General features: G+C 69.9%; 12 protein-coding genes. 3 read left to right on the top strand and 9 right to left on the bottom strand.

What is annotated here, in order from left to right; genetic code table 11:
- The first annotated feature begins 26 nt into the window (after window positions 1–26).
- Window positions 27–686, top strand: a complete 660-nt coding sequence (locus ACZ61C_RS27370) for a peptidylprolyl isomerase (RefSeq protein WP_465310671.1) — start codon at window positions 27–29, stop codon at window positions 684–686.
- A 528-nt stretch (window positions 687–1,214) separates the two neighbouring features.
- Here ACZ61C_RS27370 and ACZ61C_RS27365 read toward each other — a convergent pair.
- The 4 genes from ACZ61C_RS27365 to ACZ61C_RS27350 all read right to left on the bottom strand — a co-directional run bounded on the left by ACZ61C_RS27365 (window position 1,215) and on the right by ACZ61C_RS27350 (window position 4,272).
- Window positions 1,215–1,697, bottom strand: coding sequence for a hypothetical protein (locus ACZ61C_RS27365; RefSeq protein ID WP_465310670.1), 483 nt, complete (start codon window positions 1,695–1,697; stop codon window positions 1,215–1,217).
- A gap of 79 nt (window positions 1,698–1,776) precedes the next feature.
- Window positions 1,777–2,742 (bottom strand): hypothetical protein, encoded by a 966-nt coding sequence (locus ACZ61C_RS27360; RefSeq protein WP_465310669.1) that lies wholly within the window; start codon window positions 2,740–2,742, stop codon window positions 1,777–1,779.
- 211 nt (window positions 2,743–2,953) lie between these two features.
- Window positions 2,954–3,232, bottom strand: coding sequence for a DUF6881 domain-containing protein (locus ACZ61C_RS27355; RefSeq protein WP_465310668.1), 279 nt, complete (start codon window positions 3,230–3,232; stop codon window positions 2,954–2,956).
- A gap of 2 nt (window positions 3,233–3,234) precedes the next feature.
- On the bottom strand, window positions 3,235–4,272 hold the full coding sequence (locus tag ACZ61C_RS27350) for an HYD1 signature containing ADP-ribosyltransferase family protein (protein ID WP_465310667.1): 1,038 nt from the start codon (window positions 4,270–4,272) through the stop codon (window positions 3,235–3,237).
- Between the two features lie 246 nt (window positions 4,273–4,518).
- Between ACZ61C_RS27350 and ACZ61C_RS27345 the strand changes: the two genes are divergently transcribed.
- Window positions 4,519–5,616: an acyltransferase family protein gene (locus ACZ61C_RS27345; protein ID WP_465310666.1), complete on the top strand. Its 1,098-nt coding sequence runs from the start codon at window positions 4,519–4,521 to the stop codon at window positions 5,614–5,616.
- Here ACZ61C_RS27345 and ACZ61C_RS27340 read toward each other — a convergent pair.
- The 3 genes from ACZ61C_RS27340 to pdxR all read right to left on the bottom strand — a co-directional run bounded on the left by ACZ61C_RS27340 (window position 5,606) and on the right by pdxR (window position 10,049).
- Window positions 5,606–6,598: a hypothetical protein gene (locus tag ACZ61C_RS27340; RefSeq protein WP_465310665.1), complete on the bottom strand. Its 993-nt coding sequence runs from the start codon at window positions 6,596–6,598 to the stop codon at window positions 5,606–5,608. The genes ACZ61C_RS27345 and ACZ61C_RS27340 overlap by 11 nt on opposite strands.
- A 62-nt stretch (window positions 6,599–6,660) precedes the next feature.
- A complete protein-coding gene (locus ACZ61C_RS27335; RefSeq protein ID WP_465310664.1) occupies window positions 6,661–8,430 on the bottom strand; it encodes an MFS transporter in 1,770 nt (589 codons plus the stop codon).
- Between the two features lie 173 nt (window positions 8,431–8,603).
- A complete protein-coding gene (gene pdxR / locus ACZ61C_RS27330) occupies window positions 8,604–10,049 on the bottom strand; it encodes a MocR-like pyridoxine biosynthesis transcription factor PdxR (RefSeq protein WP_465310663.1) in 1,446 nt (481 codons plus the stop codon).
- A 28-nt stretch (window positions 10,050–10,077) separates the two neighbouring features.
- Between pdxR and ACZ61C_RS27325 the strand changes: the two genes are divergently transcribed.
- Window positions 10,078–10,854 carry a methyltransferase gene (locus tag ACZ61C_RS27325; RefSeq protein WP_465310662.1) on the top strand — a complete coding sequence of 259 codons (777 nt, stop codon included), beginning with the start codon at window positions 10,078–10,080 and terminating at the stop codon, window positions 10,852–10,854.
- 97 nt (window positions 10,855–10,951) lie between these two features.
- Here ACZ61C_RS27325 and ACZ61C_RS27320 read toward each other — a convergent pair whose 3' ends face one another.
- Both ACZ61C_RS27320 and ACZ61C_RS27315 read right to left on the bottom strand, forming a co-directional pair.
- The gene (locus ACZ61C_RS27320) at window positions 10,952–14,191 is read right to left on the bottom strand and encodes a tetratricopeptide repeat protein (RefSeq protein WP_465310661.1); all 3,240 of its coding nucleotides are present in this window, start codon (window positions 14,189–14,191) and stop codon (window positions 10,952–10,954) included.
- A gap of 241 nt (window positions 14,192–14,432) precedes the next feature.
- The gene (locus tag ACZ61C_RS27315; RefSeq protein WP_465310660.1) at window positions 14,433–15,161 is read right to left on the bottom strand and encodes an alpha/beta fold hydrolase; all 729 of its coding nucleotides are present in this window, start codon (window positions 15,159–15,161) and stop codon (window positions 14,433–14,435) included.
- Window positions 15,162–15,182 lie beyond the last annotated feature (21 nt).

Raw genomic sequence — 15,182 nt, 5'->3', positions numbered from 1 at the left:
TCGGTGAACGGCTAACGTCCCGGGGCATGAAGCTGCGCTGGGGTCTGGCCCTCGTCGGTGTGCTGGGTGCGTTGCTGGTGGCCCCGGCCACGGCATCGGCGTCTCCGGTGGTGACGCGGTGCTCGTTCACCCCGACACCCGACAACCCCGCCGCCCGGCCGGTGGTGCGCCCGCTGCCGTTCGCGCTGACGCGCGGGACCGTCGACGTGACCTTCCGCTTCAACTACGGCCCGGTGACGGTGCGGCTGAACCGCGCCGGGGCGGCTCCCTGCGCGGTGCACAACATGGTTTCGCTGATCGCCCAGCGGTTCTACGACCACTCGCAGTGCTGGCGGCTGTCCAACTCTTCCCGGCTCGGCGTCCTGCAGTGCGGCGACATCTACGAAGTCGAGAAGGGCGGCCCGGGGTACAAGTTCCCGGACGAGGTCACCGGGGCGGAGACCTACCCGCGCGGCACCGTGGCCATGGGGAACCAGGGGCCGGGGACGAACGGGTCCGAGTTCTTCATCGTGCATTCCTTCGCGAACATCCCGGCCAGCTACTCGGTGCTGGGGACCGTGGTGCGGGGGATGTCGGCGATCGACCACATGGTGGCGGACGGGATCATCCCGACCGACCCGAACGGCCCCCTCGATGGCGCGCCGGCGCACCCGGTGAAGATCCAGCGGGCGTCGCTCGGCTGGTAGCCCTGCTGCCTACGGACGCCGAATCATTCAAGTCTGACTTCGACACCACACTCGGCGAACACCTTAAATATTTTCCCCAAAAACCCTGATCTGATTCGCCACCCAGAAGAAGCGCTCTGGAATATTCAGATCCCTGCCATTTGAGAGTGGATGGTGCCACCGGACCAAACCCACCGACCGTGCAGTCGACAACGCCGTCCAGACTGGCACCGCAGTAGCCGCCAGGGCCATTGCCAGCCTCCCCCAAAGCACAGTAGAAGCTTGGCGCATCAACCGACCATCAAGAGCGAAAGTTTCGACCTCCCGGACAGGTAGCTGAAGTCGCAAACTCAGCCATGCAACCTCAATCCAGGCCTTCTTCTTCGCCAGAGAATAAGAAGGCCAATATCCGGCCACCCAGGGACGCCCGAACCACCAGCGCGCCCAGACCGCCTTTAGCCGGCGCCCAGCCAAGAAATCATCCCCGAATAGCAGAACAAGTTCTCGCCCTCGCGAGCCACACCCATTCGATTGTCCACGTCGAGCAGCCTACTCGCCCAGCGCCGCGCGCAACTCATCGCGCAGAAATTCAAGGAAGCCGAAAAAATCGTTTGCTACTATCGACAACCCGACACTATCGACGTCGTAGTAATTTTCGATAAATGCGCCACCAGTCAAACCGTAGACCCCGCGACCACTCGAACTCAAGGCGAAGAGCCCCCCACCGCCACCCGAGCCGAAGACCACAATGTCATCATCCGCTGCGCCCACCAGTCGGATTGGCTGTTGACCTTGCACGCCCGAGAGCACATGATCAAACCGATGAACAAAGTAGCCATTGCCGACGTCAGGCAATGATACTTCTTCCACTACAGCGTAGAAGTCGATGATCTCCGGCGGCAGGTCGGAATCGGCTAATCCCGACCGCGACCCGGTCCCCTCAACATCCGAGATCTTTATCTCATTGTCCTCGGGAGGATAGCCGTAGCGACTCTCGAAAGAAGCAACGAACTCCCCCGCGAGGGAGTTCATTTCCGCAACCCAGTCACTTAAACTCTCGCCAGTAGTAGGCACCGTATCCCCTGTCGATTTGCGCGGCGAAATTTTCGATCTACGTCCGGGTGGCGTACGGGTTCAAGTCGTTGAACCACTTCCACTGGTTGGTAATTTCTTGGCGAACGTTAGCACCACGCGAGTTCATCCTGGATCCCGGCACACCACGCATGTTGGACGGAGCGTCGAAGTCGAAGCCCCGGAAATCCGGACGGTTTCGGTACTCCTGGGGGATCGCGTGATGCGCGTCCCAGTCCGACGGCAGCCGTTTGAGCCCGTCCCGGCTGAGCTGCGCCTGGAAACGGCCGCGGTAGTTGCCGAGGTCGATCGTCGGCGACTCAGGTGCTTTGCCCGGTGGCGTGACCCGAGGCAGGTCCTTGGCGGCGGCGCCTGCATCCTCGACAGCCTTACCGGCGCGTTTCGCTGCCTTGCCCGCAGCGGCCGCCCAACTGACAAACGGTATCGCCGCAGCCGCGGACAGTCCCGCGTTGAGACTGTCCCCCTCGCCCAGGTACCAGAGCCCGTTCGCGCCATCCGCCACCTCGCCCGCGACCGGGACATACCCGACCAGATCGAGCAGCTGGTGACCAGCGTCCGTCCAGCTGTCCGCCGTGATCAAGCGCCATGCCACGCCGAGACCGCTGAGCGGAATCAGGTTCATCAACCCGCTGACCTGGTCGGCAAACCCCGGCCCCTGCCCCGGGCCGGCCGGGAGCAGCTCAGACACCGGCGCCTGGCCGACTGTCTGAACCACGGGGTTCTGACCCGTCACCGCCTGCGTGATCTTCTGCGTGTTCGGATCACCGACCACCGTCTCCGCTACCGCCGACGCCGGCAGGTTCGGTGACGACGACACCGGCGGCTTGATCCCGCCACTGTTGCCGTACACGGGCTGCGTCGCCGCCTTCGGCACCGGCAACGGGTTGTTCTTCGCCGCCGCCTGACCGGCTGCCCGGTAATCGATCGCCGGCAGGCCACCGCGGAGCGAACTGAAGCTCCGGTTCGCGGGTTGGAGTCTGGGCAATTGATAGGGTGAGCGTGGAACCACACGCGCAGATGCCCCTGATGATCAGGCTGCTGTAGCAGTACCAAAGCAGCTGACCGTAGAGATCGACGGCACTGAGCTCCCGGGCACCGTGATCCGCACAGACAGGATCATCCTGAACGGGCCGCCCCATATTCGATGAAGATCCAGCGGGCTTTCATCGGCCAGAAGCCCTAATTCAGCGAAGCCATCACTCCGCGGTGGCCTGATTCCACACCGCTTCAAAAATCTCGCGGTCGATCATTTTCGGAGTGAACTCCGCTTGCCGAGCGATCTCGGCGAGGACAGGCACCGGAAGTTCCCCAAGCACAGTACTGCCGACCGCCCCCTCAGGCCCAGCCCAGTCGCGCCGGCCATCGAGATAAACCTCAACTTTCCGGACTTCATACCGTTCGGCATCCAGCTCACTGTACAGCAATATCGGATCTTCGACCGCCTTGTGGTGCCATACGACTTGAATGTACTCCATGATTAATTCCTTCCCCACCCTACAATTCGACGCGTCACGTCCAACGGCGTATCACCTGGCACGACAAAAACGTTGTCACGACCCTTCACTACATTGAGTCCCGCCACGTCGACCTCCACGTAATGAGTGAATCTTGAACCCTGAAATGGGATACCAATAAAACAACGCGACAGTTGGGCGCACGATAAAGTTCCTGGAGCAATATCGGAGAAGTACTGGCCGTCGCCAAACTTGGCATCCTTCGGGTTCGATGCCTTCAGGGAAGGACGTAACTCACCACTCTCACGTATACCTGCTTGACCTGCTTCGTCAGTGTAATGAAAGAGCGTCGGCCCCGGCGATCCACCTGTCAAACCTGGGAGACCGGCTCGCCCGGCGCCTGCGGCCGCCTGTCCGGCCTCGCGCGCGCCGCCGGCCGCAGTCTTACCTATCCGCGCGCCCGTCTTTCCCGCGGCCGCCGCCCAACCAACGAACGGGATCGCAGCCGCCGCAGAGAGCCCTGCATTCAGGTCGTCGCCCTCGCCGAGATACCAGAGCGCGTTCGCGCCGTCGGCCACCTCGCCGGCGAGTGGGACATACCCAGCCAGATCGAGCAACTGGTGACCCGCGTCTGCCCAGCTGTCCGCGGTGACCAAACGCCAAGCCATTCCAAGACCACTGAGCGGAATCAGGTTCATCAACCCGCTGACCTGGTCGGCAAACCCCGGCCCCTGCCCCGGGCCGGCCGGGAGCAGCTCAGACACCGGCGCCTGGCCGACTGTCTGAACCACGGGGTTCTGACCCGTCACCGCCTGCGTGATCTTCTGCGTGTTCGGATCACCGACCACCGTCTCCGCTACCGCCGACGCCGGCAGGTTCGGTGACGACGACACCGGCGGCTTGATCCCGCCACTGTTGCCGTACACGGGCTGCGTCGCCGCCTTCGGCACCGGCAACGGGTTGTTCTTCGCCGCCGCCTGACCGGCTGCCCGGTAATCGATCGCCGGCAGGCCGCCGCGATCTGGACCGGTTCCCGGGTTCGTACTGGTCCCCAGCCGCACCGACGAGGTCTCATGCGCTGAGCGGGTCGCACCCGTGGCCCATGTCCAGTTCGGCGACAAGTTCCAACCTGGTAGTCGACCAGCACTCCACGGCTCAGGCACGGGTCCGACCGCTCCGGTCCGTCGCTCAGCTGACGGATGGCTACGCCGGACCACCCGATACGTCACCCCACCGAGTGAATGGCGGGATCGTCCGATTACATTGGGCGAAGTTCAGTCGGCAGCACCTCGTGGGGGGATCACGTGATGATGACGCATGATCAGTACCTGGCGACCCGAAGATTCCCGGCTCTGGACGGCGTCCGCGCCATCGCCGCCGTGCTCGTCGTCGTCTTCCACTACGGGGGCCCCAACTGGGAGCGGGCCAACGGCTGGATCGGCGTGCACCTGTTCTTCGTGCTCTCCGGTTACCTCATCACCACGCTGGCGCTGCGCGAAGAGGACCGCTCGGGCCGGGTTTCCCTCGCCGAGTTCTACATCCGCCGTGCGTTCCGGATCCTTCCCGTCTACTACGTCGTCATCGGCGTGGTCGTCGTCTTCGCCTACTTCCGCGGCATGGGCCTGAGGCACAGCGGCATCGTCACGGCGCTGCCGTGGAACGTCGCCTTCGTCGGCGAGTACCACCAGATGGCCCTGTTCGGCCAGGCCTGGACGCTCGGGGTCGAGCAGAAGTTCTACCTCGTGTGGCCGCTGCTCGCGTTCGGCCTCGGCGCGCTCGGCTTCGTGAAGCGCCTGAGCCTCGCCGTCGGCCTCGTCGCCATCATGCTCGCCTTGATCCCCTTCATGCCCTACGCGGGCGCGTACTCGCCGATCCTCATCGGCTGCACGCTGGCGATCGTCCTGCACCACCGCAAGGGTTTCGCCGTGCTGCGCGGGTTCACCCACCCCGTCGTCGGGCTCGTGGTCGCCGCCGCGCTGGTCACGGTCCAGACCATGTTCGGCGAGATCGCCCAGGTGCTGAACGACGAAGGCGGTTCGATCACCGGCACGGTCTACGTGCTGCTCGTTGCGCTGCTGGTGCCGTCCCTGGTCGCCGGCCGCGGGCCGCTCGCCTGGGTGCTGTCGCTGCGTCCGATGCGCTTCATCGGCGAGCGCTCGTACTCGCTGTACCTGATCCAGATCGTCGTCGCGGTGGGGCTCGCGGGCGCGATCCCGCAGTTCGCCCCGCACCGGACGCTCACGGCCGTCGCCGTGACGATCGTCGGGCTGATGGCCGCCGACCTGCTCTACCGCTGGGTCGAGCTCCCCATGATCGAGGTCGGCCGCCGGATCATCACCCGGCGCCGCGCGAAGAAGGCGACGCCGGCGGCCGAGGTCACCGAGCCCGCGCTCGTCACGGCCTGACCCGCACCGCCGCCAGCGCGTTCTCCACCACCGCGAGCAGGCCGTCGCCGGCCCAGGGATCGTCCAGCGCGGCCGTGAGGTGGCGCGCGGCCTCGGGCGACGGGAACGCGGGCACCAGCTCGGCGTACTTCCCGAAGCTCGACCAGTGCCGGGTCGCGAGGTACTTCTCCAGCCCGGCGACGAGCCCGGCGGCCACGTCCGGGACGCCCTCCTCGCGCAGCTGCGCGACCTTCTCGGCGGCCTCCGGAAGGGGCCTGAGCACGATCTCCTCGAGCCGCGTCCACGACGGCGCGTCCGGCGCCCGGGACTCGCTCCGCCGTGCTACGCCGAAGCAGGCGACAACACGGCCGAGGTCCGGCGTCAGGAACACCTCGAAGAGGTAGCGCTCCCGCGCACGGTCGTCGATCTGCGCGTGCGCGAGTGCGACACCCGGGTACGCGCCCAGCGCGCGCAGCGCCGTTTCGAAGTCGACGGAACCCTGCCCGCCCTGGCGGCTGCGGCGTTCCCGGAGGCCGTAGCGCGAGCGCGCCAGCCACACCGGCCAGGTGCTGTCGGGCCAGCTGGGCGCGATACCGGCCCTCAGCGCCTCGCCGGCGAGAGCGCTCGCCTGGGTTCCCGCCTCGGCCAGCACCCGGCCGAGGTGCTCGGCGGTCAGCTTCGGGCCGTTGCCCGACCGGAACGTGCGGTGGGCCAGAGCCCGCTCCTCGCGGCGCAGATCATCAACGAAGTAGCCGTCGTAGAAGACGGTCGCGAGGACCGCCGTCACGAGCGCGAGGGCCTCGTCCCCGGGACGGTCGGCAGTCACCTCCAGCCGGGTGCCTCCGCCGGTCCGGACGGACGCCGCACCGAAGCGGAACTCCCGCGCTCCGGCCACGACTTCGTCGTCGCCACCGGTCAGTTCACGCAGCACCGGCGTCGCCGGCCGGGCCAGCACCGGCAGCTCCGGTTCCCGGCCGCACAGAACTCGGTAGACGCGCGCCACCACTCCCCCAGGACGGAAAAACCGGGTGCCGCGCAGTGCGGCACCCGGTTTCGAAACTACCGTCAGCGTTCGCTCGCGGGCGACACCAGTTCGCTCGGCCCGCCGCCGGACTCCCCGGCGACCGCCGCCAGCTCTTCGCCCACCGATTCGCCGTTCTTCGGGCGCGCGTCCTTGGTCAGCAGGGACGCCACCGCGCCGATCAGGCAGACCGCGATCGCGAAGCCGAACGCCACCGCGAGGCCGGACTGGAACGGGCCCGAGATCAGGTTCGGGAAGAAGCTGCGTCCGGTCAGGAACGAAGCCTGGTCCGGCGGCAGCGACGTGAGCTGGCCGCCCAGCAGCTGCTGGATCGGGTTGTACCCGAGGAACGCCGCGAACAGCACCGCCACCGCCGGCAGGTTCGCCACCTGGGTGGCCGCCGCGTCGGGGACGCCGTGGGCGATCAGGCCCGCGTGCATCGTCGACGGGAGGCTGCTCGACAGGCCCGCGATGATCAGGCTGAAGAAGAAGCCGATCGAGAGCACCATCGCCGCGTTCTGGAACGTCGTCATCATGCCCGCGCCGGAGCCGCGCGAGTCCGCCGGCAGGCTGTTCATCACCTCGGCGCGGTTCGGCGAGGAGAACATGCCCATGCCGATGCCGTTGACCAGCAGGATCGCCGCGAACGCCCAGTAGTCGAAGTTCACCGGCAGGATGATCAGCAGCAGGAACGTGATCGCCGTGATCAGCAGGCCGCTGGAGGCGAGCAGGCGGCTGCCGATCCGGTCGGCGAGGATGCCCGACGTCGGCGCGGCCACCAGGAAGCCGACCGTCATCGGGAGCATGTAGATGCCCGCCCACAACGGCGTCTGCTCGAAGGTGTAGCCGTGCTGCGGCAGCCAGATGCCCTGCAGCCAGATGATCAGGATGAACTGCAGCCCGCCGCGGCCGAGCGACGCCGTCAGGTTCGCGACGTTGCCCCACGTGAACGAGCGGATCTTGAACAGCGACAGGCGGAACAGCGGGTTGTCGACCTTCGTCTCGATGACCACGAACGCGACCAGCACCGCGACGCCGCCGATCAGGCAGGAGAGGACCATCGGGCTGCCCCAGCCGGTCGGCGAGGAGCCGTAGGGCTGGATGCCGTAGGTGATGCCGACCAGGACCGCGATCAGGCCGACGGCGAAGGTGATGTTGCCCCACCAGTCCATCCGCGCGTGCTTGCGGACACCGGTGTCGTGCAGCTTGAGGTACGCCCAGATCGTGCCGATGACGCCGAAGGGCACCGAGACCAGGAAGATGAGGTTCCAGTCGACCGGGGCGAGCACCCCGCCGACGACCAGGCCGAGGAACGAGCCGGCGATGGCCGCGACACCGTTCATGCCGAGCGCGAGGCCGCGCTGGTTGGCCGGGAAGGCGTCGGTGAGGATCGCCGAGGAGTTCGCCATCAGGAAGGCGCCGCCGACACCCTGCACGATCCGCCAGCCGATGAGCCACAACGCGGCGGCGTCACCGTCGAACCAGGTGATGGCGAGCATGATGGAAGAAACCGTGAAGACGGCGAAGCCGAGGTTGTACATCCTCGCGCGGCCGTACATGTCGCCGAGCCTGCCGAAGCTCACCACCAGCACCGCGGTGACCACGAGGAAGCCCATGATCATCCAGAGCAGGTAGCTCGTGTTGGCCGGTTCCAGGGGGTTGATGCCGATGCCCTTGAAGATGTCGGGCAGCGCGATCAGCACGATCGAGGAGTTGATCGTGGCGATCAGCATGCCCAGCGTCGTGTTGGACAGCGCGATCCACTTGTACCGCGGCCCCAGTTCCGCGATCGAATACGTCCGGCGTTCCGCCACTGTGCAACCCTTCCGCTCATCAGTCCCTTAGCTAGGCTAAGCAACTTGCTTGCGTATGGCAACCAAGTTCCGGATTTGCCTGGGAGAGCATGATCACAGTCGCTTGACTGTCCTTTGTGGAGTCTTTACTCAAGACCGCACGGCAGGAGTGGCTCGCCCCGCGAGCACCGCCGTCACCGCAGCAGCCGGCCCAGCACCGCCACCCCCTCTTCGATCTCCGTCCCCGTCCGGGCCGCGTACCCCAGCACCAACCCCGGCCTCCCCGGCCGTTGACGGTGCCAAGACAGCGGCTGCACCTTCACCCCCTCCTCCAGCGCGGCCGCCGCCAGAGCAACGTCGTCCACCTCCGACGAGAACGTGATCGTCAGGTGCAACCCCGCCGCCGCGCCGTGGACGACCGCCGACGGCACGTCCGATGTCAGCGCGCGGATCATCGCGTCACGGCGGCGGCGGTGCCTGCCGCGGACCACCCTCAGCTGGCGCTCCAGCTCGCCGGTCTCCATGAGCCGGGCCAGGACCAGCTGGGCCAGCACCGCGTTGCCCAGGTCCGCGAACCGCTTCGCGGCCACCAGATCGTCGCGGAAACGGGGCGGCGCCACCAGCCAGCCGACGCGCAACGCCGGGGCCAGCAGCTTCGAAACGCTTCCCGTGTAACAGACTTCGGGCACCATCGACCGGACCGCCGGCACCGGCGCGCGGTCGTACCGGTGCTCGGCGTCGTAGTCGTCCTCGACGATCACGCCGCCGTCGTGCGCCCAGCGCATCAGGGCTCGGCGGCGCTCGCCGCCGAGGACCACGCCCATCGGGAACTGGTGGGCCGGAGTCAGCAGCACCGCCGGGGCGTTGAGCTCCGCGACGCGCAGGCCGTCGTCGTCCACCGGGACCGGCGGGGTCGCCAGGCCGCAGTGGTGCAGGTGCTGACGCGCGCCGAGTGAGCTCGGGTCCTCCACCGCGATCTCGGTGATCCCGTGCTGCCGCAGCACCGCCCCGACCAGCGTCAACGCCTGCGCGACGCCGGCTACCACGATGATCTCGCCCGGGTCGGCGCGGATGCCGCGGCTGCGCGCCAGCCAGCGCGACACCGCCAGCCGCATCGCCGGCGCCCCGCGCGGGTCGCCGTAGCCGAAGTGGGCGGGCTCGAGCTCGTCGAGCACCGCGCGTTCCGCCTTCAGCCACGCCGCGCGCGGGAACGCCGTCAGGTCCGGCATGCCGGGGGTGAGGTCGATGCGGGCCGGGGCCGCGCGGACCTCGTCGAAGACCTCGACGCCCGGCAGCGGCGTGATCACCTTCGACGGCGGCCGGACGCGCGCGGGCTCCGGCGCGCTCACCGGCGCGGCGACCACCACGGTGCCCGCCCGGCCGCGGCCCGCCGCGTGGCCGTCGTCGATCAGCCGCTGGTAGGCCTCGGTGACCACACCTCGCGAGACACGCAGTTCGGCGGCCAGCACCCGGGACGCGGGCAGCCGGCCGCCGACCGGGAGGCGGCCGTCGGCGACCGCGGCGCGCAGCTGCCCGGCCAGCCAGTCCGCGAGCCCGCCCGGCGGCGCCTCGCGGACGTCGAGCTGCAGGAAGTCCGAGCCTATGGACCCCTCCGGAAGCGAAGTTTTGGCCCTGTCCATCAGGCCATTGTCGCAGCACGCTGGACTCATGGACACCACCTACGTGCACGGATACACCCGCCCCGAGGCCCGCCGCCTGGGCGACCAGGCCGACACCCTGTCCGAGCTGCTCCACGCCGGCACGGCCTACCCGGCCGGGAGCCGCGTGCTGGAGGTCGGCTGCGGGGTCGGCGCGCAGACCGTCCACCTCGCCGCCCGCAGCCCGGACGCGCACCTGACCGCGGTCGACGTCTCCGCGGACTCCCTCGCCCAGGCGAGACGAAGAGTGCCGGGCGCCGACTTCCGCCAGGCCGACCTGTTCGACCTCGACGGCAGCTACGACCACGTCTTCGTCTGCTTCGTCCTGGAACACCTGCTGGAGCCGGAGGAAGCGCTGTCGCACCTGAAGACGCTGCTGCGGCCGGGCGGCACGATCACCGTGATCGAGGGTGACCACGGCTCGGCCTTCTTCCACCCGCGCAGCGAGCACGCCCAGGCCGCGATCGACTGCCTCGTCCGCCTGCAGGCCGACGCCGGCGGCGACGCGCTCATCGGCCGCCGGCTCTTCCCGCTCCTCGACGGCGCCGGGTTCGGCGACGTCGTGGTCGAACCCCGCACGGTCTACGTCGACCGGTCGCGGCCGGAGCTGGTCACCGGGTTCACCCGCGACACCTTCACGGCGATGGTCGAAGGCGTCGGCGAACCGGCCGTCGCGAGCGGGCTCAGCACCGAGGCCGCCTGGGCCCGCGGGGTCGCGGACCTGCGCCGCACCGAGGACGGCACCTTCCACTACACGTTCTTCAAGGCCACCGGAGGGACATCGTGATCACCTGGCGCCGCACCCGCCGTCTCGCGGGCAGCACGAACTTCGTCGACCGCGACCGCCAGCGCGTCGAAAACGACCTCGTCGCGCTCGACCGCCCCTACCCGGCGACGCGGTCCAGCGCCCGCAGGTGGTCCTGGACGCGGCTCGCCCCGGGCACCCACTCCCCGGCGTAACAGGCCATCGCGCGTTCCCAGTGCTCACGTGCGGCTTCCGGCTCCCCGAGTCCACAGTGGACTTCACCGAGCCCGCAGTGGGCGCGACCCTGCTCGGGACGGCAGCCCGTCTCCTTCGCCGCGGCCAGGGCTTCGCGGTGGTACGTGAGCGCGTCCGAAGCCATCCCGCGCGCGGCGGACAGCGCGCCGAGGCTGTTGAGGACCCGGGACTCCACCCCGCGGTCCCCGCATTCGCGGGCGAGTCCCAGCGCTTCTTCGAGGTGCTGGGCCGCCTCCGCGTGCTTCCCCTGCGCCAGCCGGACGTCGCCCAGGTGCTTCAACGCGACACTCCGGTTCGTCGGGCTTCCGGTCTCCTGGGCGATTCCCAGCGCGCGCTCCAGGTGCGCCGCGGCCTCGGTGTCACGGCCTCGCGCGTGCTCGACGTCGCCGAGGATGCCCAGCGCGTAGCCCTCGCTGACCCGCACCCCCATCGCGCGGAAGTGCTCCATCCCCTCGGCCAGCGAACGCGCGGCTTCGTCGTGACGGCCGAGCGCCGAGAGCGCGTCACCCCGGTTGACCAGGGCGTATCCCTCGCTCGTGCGGTCGGCGATCTCCCGCGCGAGAGCGAGCGCGTCCTCGTGGTGGCCGATCGCCTCGCCGTACCGGCCGATGCCGCGGCACGAGCAGCCGAGCACCACCAGCACCAGGCCTTCGCTGGTGCGGTCACCGTTCTTGCGGGCCAGCGCCAGCGCTTCGGTCGAGTACGTGATCGCTTCGGCGAACCGGCCGAGCGCCCGGCAGACCAGGCCGAGCGTGTTGAGCACGTGGATCTCGGTCCGCCGGTCACCGGTCTCTCGGACGAGGACGAGCGCCTCCTCGAGGTACCGCCGCGCCTCCCGGGACCGGCCGACGCGCCAGTGCCCCAGCCCGATGAGCGTCAGCCGCTCGCCTTCGGCCACCCGGTCGCCGGCGTCGTGGGCCAGCGCCGACGCGTGCGAGTGCAGCACCAGCGACTCCTCGTGGTAACCGCCGACGTCGAGGTAGTGCCACAGGATCCCGGACAGCAGCCGCAGGTGGTCGGCCCAGCCGTGCCGGGTCGCGTGCGCGGCGACCGCCAGCAGGTTGCGGCGCTCGGCCTCCAGCCACGCCTGCGCGTCGATCACCTTGACGTCGGGGTCCGGCACCTCCGGGCGCAGGTGCCGTTCCTGCGGCAGGACGACGTCCATGGCCTGCGCGGCCGATCGGACGTAGAAGTCGAATAGCCGCTCCTGCGCCTCGTGGCTTTCGCCGGCCGATTCGGCCGCGAGCTCGGCGGCGTAGACCCGCAGCAGGTCGTGCAGCTGGACGCGGTCGTCGCCGGTCTCCTGCGCGAGGTGGGCGCGCACCAGGGCGCCGGTCAGCCGTTCCGCTTCCGGCAGCGGGACGCGGGCGAGCGCGGCGATCGCGGCGGGGGTGAGGTCGCGGCCCGGGTGCAGGCCGCAGAGCCGGAACACGCGCGCGGCGTCGGCCGCCAGGTGCCGGTAGGACCACGAGAACACGGCGCGGACCGCGGTCAGCGGGTCACCGCCGCCGTCGAGCAGGTCGAGCCGCCTGCGTTCGTCGGCCAGCTCGGCCGCGAGGGCGGCGAGCCGCTCCCCCGGCCGGCTCAGCGCCAGCTCCGCGACGAGCCGCAGGGCCAGCGGCAGCCGGGCGGAGTAACCGATCAGCGCCGCGGTGGCGTCCGGTTCGTCGTCGGCGCGCCGGCCGAGCAACGTCCGCAGCAGGTCGCGGGCTTCGGCTTCGGTGAGCAGGTCGACGAGCACCCGGCGGGCGCCGTGCCGGGCGACCAGCCCGGGCAGCGCGTCCCGGCTGGTCACCAGCACCAGGCACGACGCCGAACCCGGGAGCAGCGGGCGGACCTGCCCGACCGACCCGGCGTTGTCCAGCACCAGCACCATCCGCCGGCCCGCCAGCGCGGTGCGGAACTTCGCCGCGCGTTCGTCCTGCTCGGCGGGGATGTCCGCGCCGTCGACCCCGAGGGCGCGCAGGAACCCGGACAACGCGTCGCCCGGCTCGACCGGCCGGACCGTGCCGTAGCCGTGCAGGTCGAGGTAGAGCTGGCCGTCCGGGAACTCCGCCCGCGAGCGCTGGGCCCAGTGGACGGCGAGTGCGGTCTTGCCGACCCCGCCAGTGCCGGACAGGACGGCGATGCGGGCGCCGGTGCCGTCACGGTTCAGGAGGTCGTCCAGCTCGGCGAGCTGGGTGGCGCGGCCGCGGAAGCCGGCGACGTCCGCGGGCAGCTGCGCGGGACCGCGGGAGGGCAGCTCCCGGCCGGCGAAGTCCTGCCGGAGCACCTGCTGCTGGGCCGCGCGCAGCTCCGGACCGGGCTCGATGCCCAGCTCACCGTCGAGCCGGTGGCGGACCTCTTCGAACAGGGCCAGGGCGCCGGCCTGGCGTCCGGACGCGGCGAGGGCGAGCATCAGCCGCGCGTGCGCGGACTCGTTCAGCGGCTCCTCGGCGGTCAGCCCGCGCAGCTGCACCGCCGCGTCCTCCGGATCCGCGACGTCGGCGTAGGCCATTACCGTCTTCGCGCGCTTCATGGCCAGCCCCAGCCGAGCCGGGTACTGCCGGAGGCGTTCGACGTCGGCGAGCACCGGACCGCGCCAGAGCTCCAGGGCCTCGCGGTGGGCGCCGCGGTCCGCGAGTGCTTCGAAGCGCAGGAGGTCGAGGACGTCCTCGTCCGCGGACAGCCGGTAGCCGCCCTTGTCCGTGGTGATGAGGTCGGCGGGCCGCAGCGCCCGCCGCAGCCGCGCGACGTAGGTGTGGAGCAGGTCCAGGCACGACGGCGGCGGCTCGGCCCAGATGACGTCGACGAGGTCCTCGCGCCGCACGGTCCGGTTCGGCTGCAGGGCCAGCATCGCCAGCAGCAGCCGCTGCTTCTCCGCGCCGATCTCGACCGGCGTCTCCCCGCGCCGCACCACGAGCGGGCCCAGCACACCGATCCGCACCGGCTCCGGCGGGGCTTCGGCAAGCGCTTCCCGCAACCGCCGTTCGGTCCCCGGCCGGGGCCGCCGGACGGTGCCGAGCTCGGCGTTGCGCACCGCGCGCAGGCTCACGCCGGCGCGCTCGGCCAGCTGGGCCTGGGTGAGCCCGGCGAGCACCCGGCGTTCCCGCAGCCAGCCGGCGAACGACAGGCCTTCGTCCACTGGTGTCCTCTCCCGCGTGCCCCGAGCGGAAACGTACCCCTCAAGCATCACGATCGTGCCGCTCCCCGAGTACCACCGAACGGCGAAGATAACCGTTTCCGCAGGTACCGACGGTGACAACGGCGTATCCCGCGAGTACAGGCGCTCGTCCACCACGGGTTCCTAGGCTTTCGGGGGTCCGGTGGTGGCGAGGGGTTCGGAGCAGCCGTCGCGTGGGGTACGACGGCTGCACCCGAGCCTCCTAGACGTCGAAGCGTGCCAAGAGGGCCCGCACGGCGGCTGGGTCCTCGACGTGGGCGTTGTGCCCGAGGCCGGTGAGGACGACCGCGTCCGGGTCGAGTGCCCGCAGCTGCTCGGGCCGGCTCATCGGGTCGGTCTCCCCCGCCGCCAGCACGACCGGGCACCGCGCCGCGGTCAGGAGCGCCGGCATGTCCGGCGCGCCGACGCCGAACGCGGCCGGGTCCATCGCGAGGCGGTAACCTCCCTCGGTCTCGCGAAGCCCGGCCGGGTCGGCGGGCGCGATCCCCAGCAGCCCCGACACCTTCAGGTACGCCTGCTCGGCGTCTTCCCGGGTCTCGAACACCCGGGCCGGCCGCGCCGCGAAGCTCGCCGCCCGCCCGAGGTCGTCCTGGCTCCACTCGACCTTCACGCCGACCGCCAGCACCCCGGCGACCTCGACGTCGTACTCGCCGGACGCCAGCTCGAGCGCGAGCACCCCACCGAGGGAGTGGCCGACGACGACGAGCGGACGCCGGTCCGGCAGCGCCCGCGCGACCGCGGCGGTGAGCGTCCGGAAGCTGTAGTGCGGCAGCGGCGCCGACCGGCCGTGGCCGGGCAGGTCGGGCACCAGGACGCGCCGGGCGAGCAGCTCGGGGAAGTGGGCCCACGCGGCGCCGGTCGCGCCCAGGCCGTGCAGGAGGAGAACGGCGGGCTCGCCCTCGCCGCCGGTGCGCATGGTGAGCGTGTCCATCCGCAGCAGCCTGCCCGACAA

Source organism: Amycolatopsis sp. NPDC104587, from assembly GCF_055583645.1.
Note: the sequence above shows the minus strand (reverse complement) of the source record. Positions and strands in the feature narration are given on the sequence as shown.

Coding starts and splice junctions, on each gene's coding strand:
- ACZ61C_RS27370 (WP_465310671.1), top strand. CDS start 27: ATGAAGCTGCGCTGGGGTCTGGCCCTCGTCGGTGTGCTGGGTGCGTTG.
- ACZ61C_RS27365 (WP_465310670.1), bottom strand. CDS start 1,697: ATGAACTCCCTCGCGGGGGAGTTCGTTGCTTCTTTCGAGAGTCGCTAC.
- ACZ61C_RS27355 (WP_465310668.1), bottom strand. CDS start 3,232: ATGGAGTACATTCAAGTCGTATGGCACCACAAGGCGGTCGAAGATCCG.
- ACZ61C_RS27345 (WP_465310666.1), top strand. CDS start 4,519: ATGATGACGCATGATCAGTACCTGGCGACCCGAAGATTCCCGGCTCTG.
- pdxR (WP_465310663.1), bottom strand. CDS start 10,049: ATGGACAGGGCCAAAACTTCGCTTCCGGAGGGGTCCATAGGCTCGGAC.
- ACZ61C_RS27325 (WP_465310662.1), top strand. CDS start 10,078: ATGGACACCACCTACGTGCACGGATACACCCGCCCCGAGGCCCGCCGC.
- ACZ61C_RS27315 (WP_465310660.1), bottom strand. CDS start 15,161: ATGGACACGCTCACCATGCGCACCGGCGGCGAGGGCGAGCCCGCCGTT.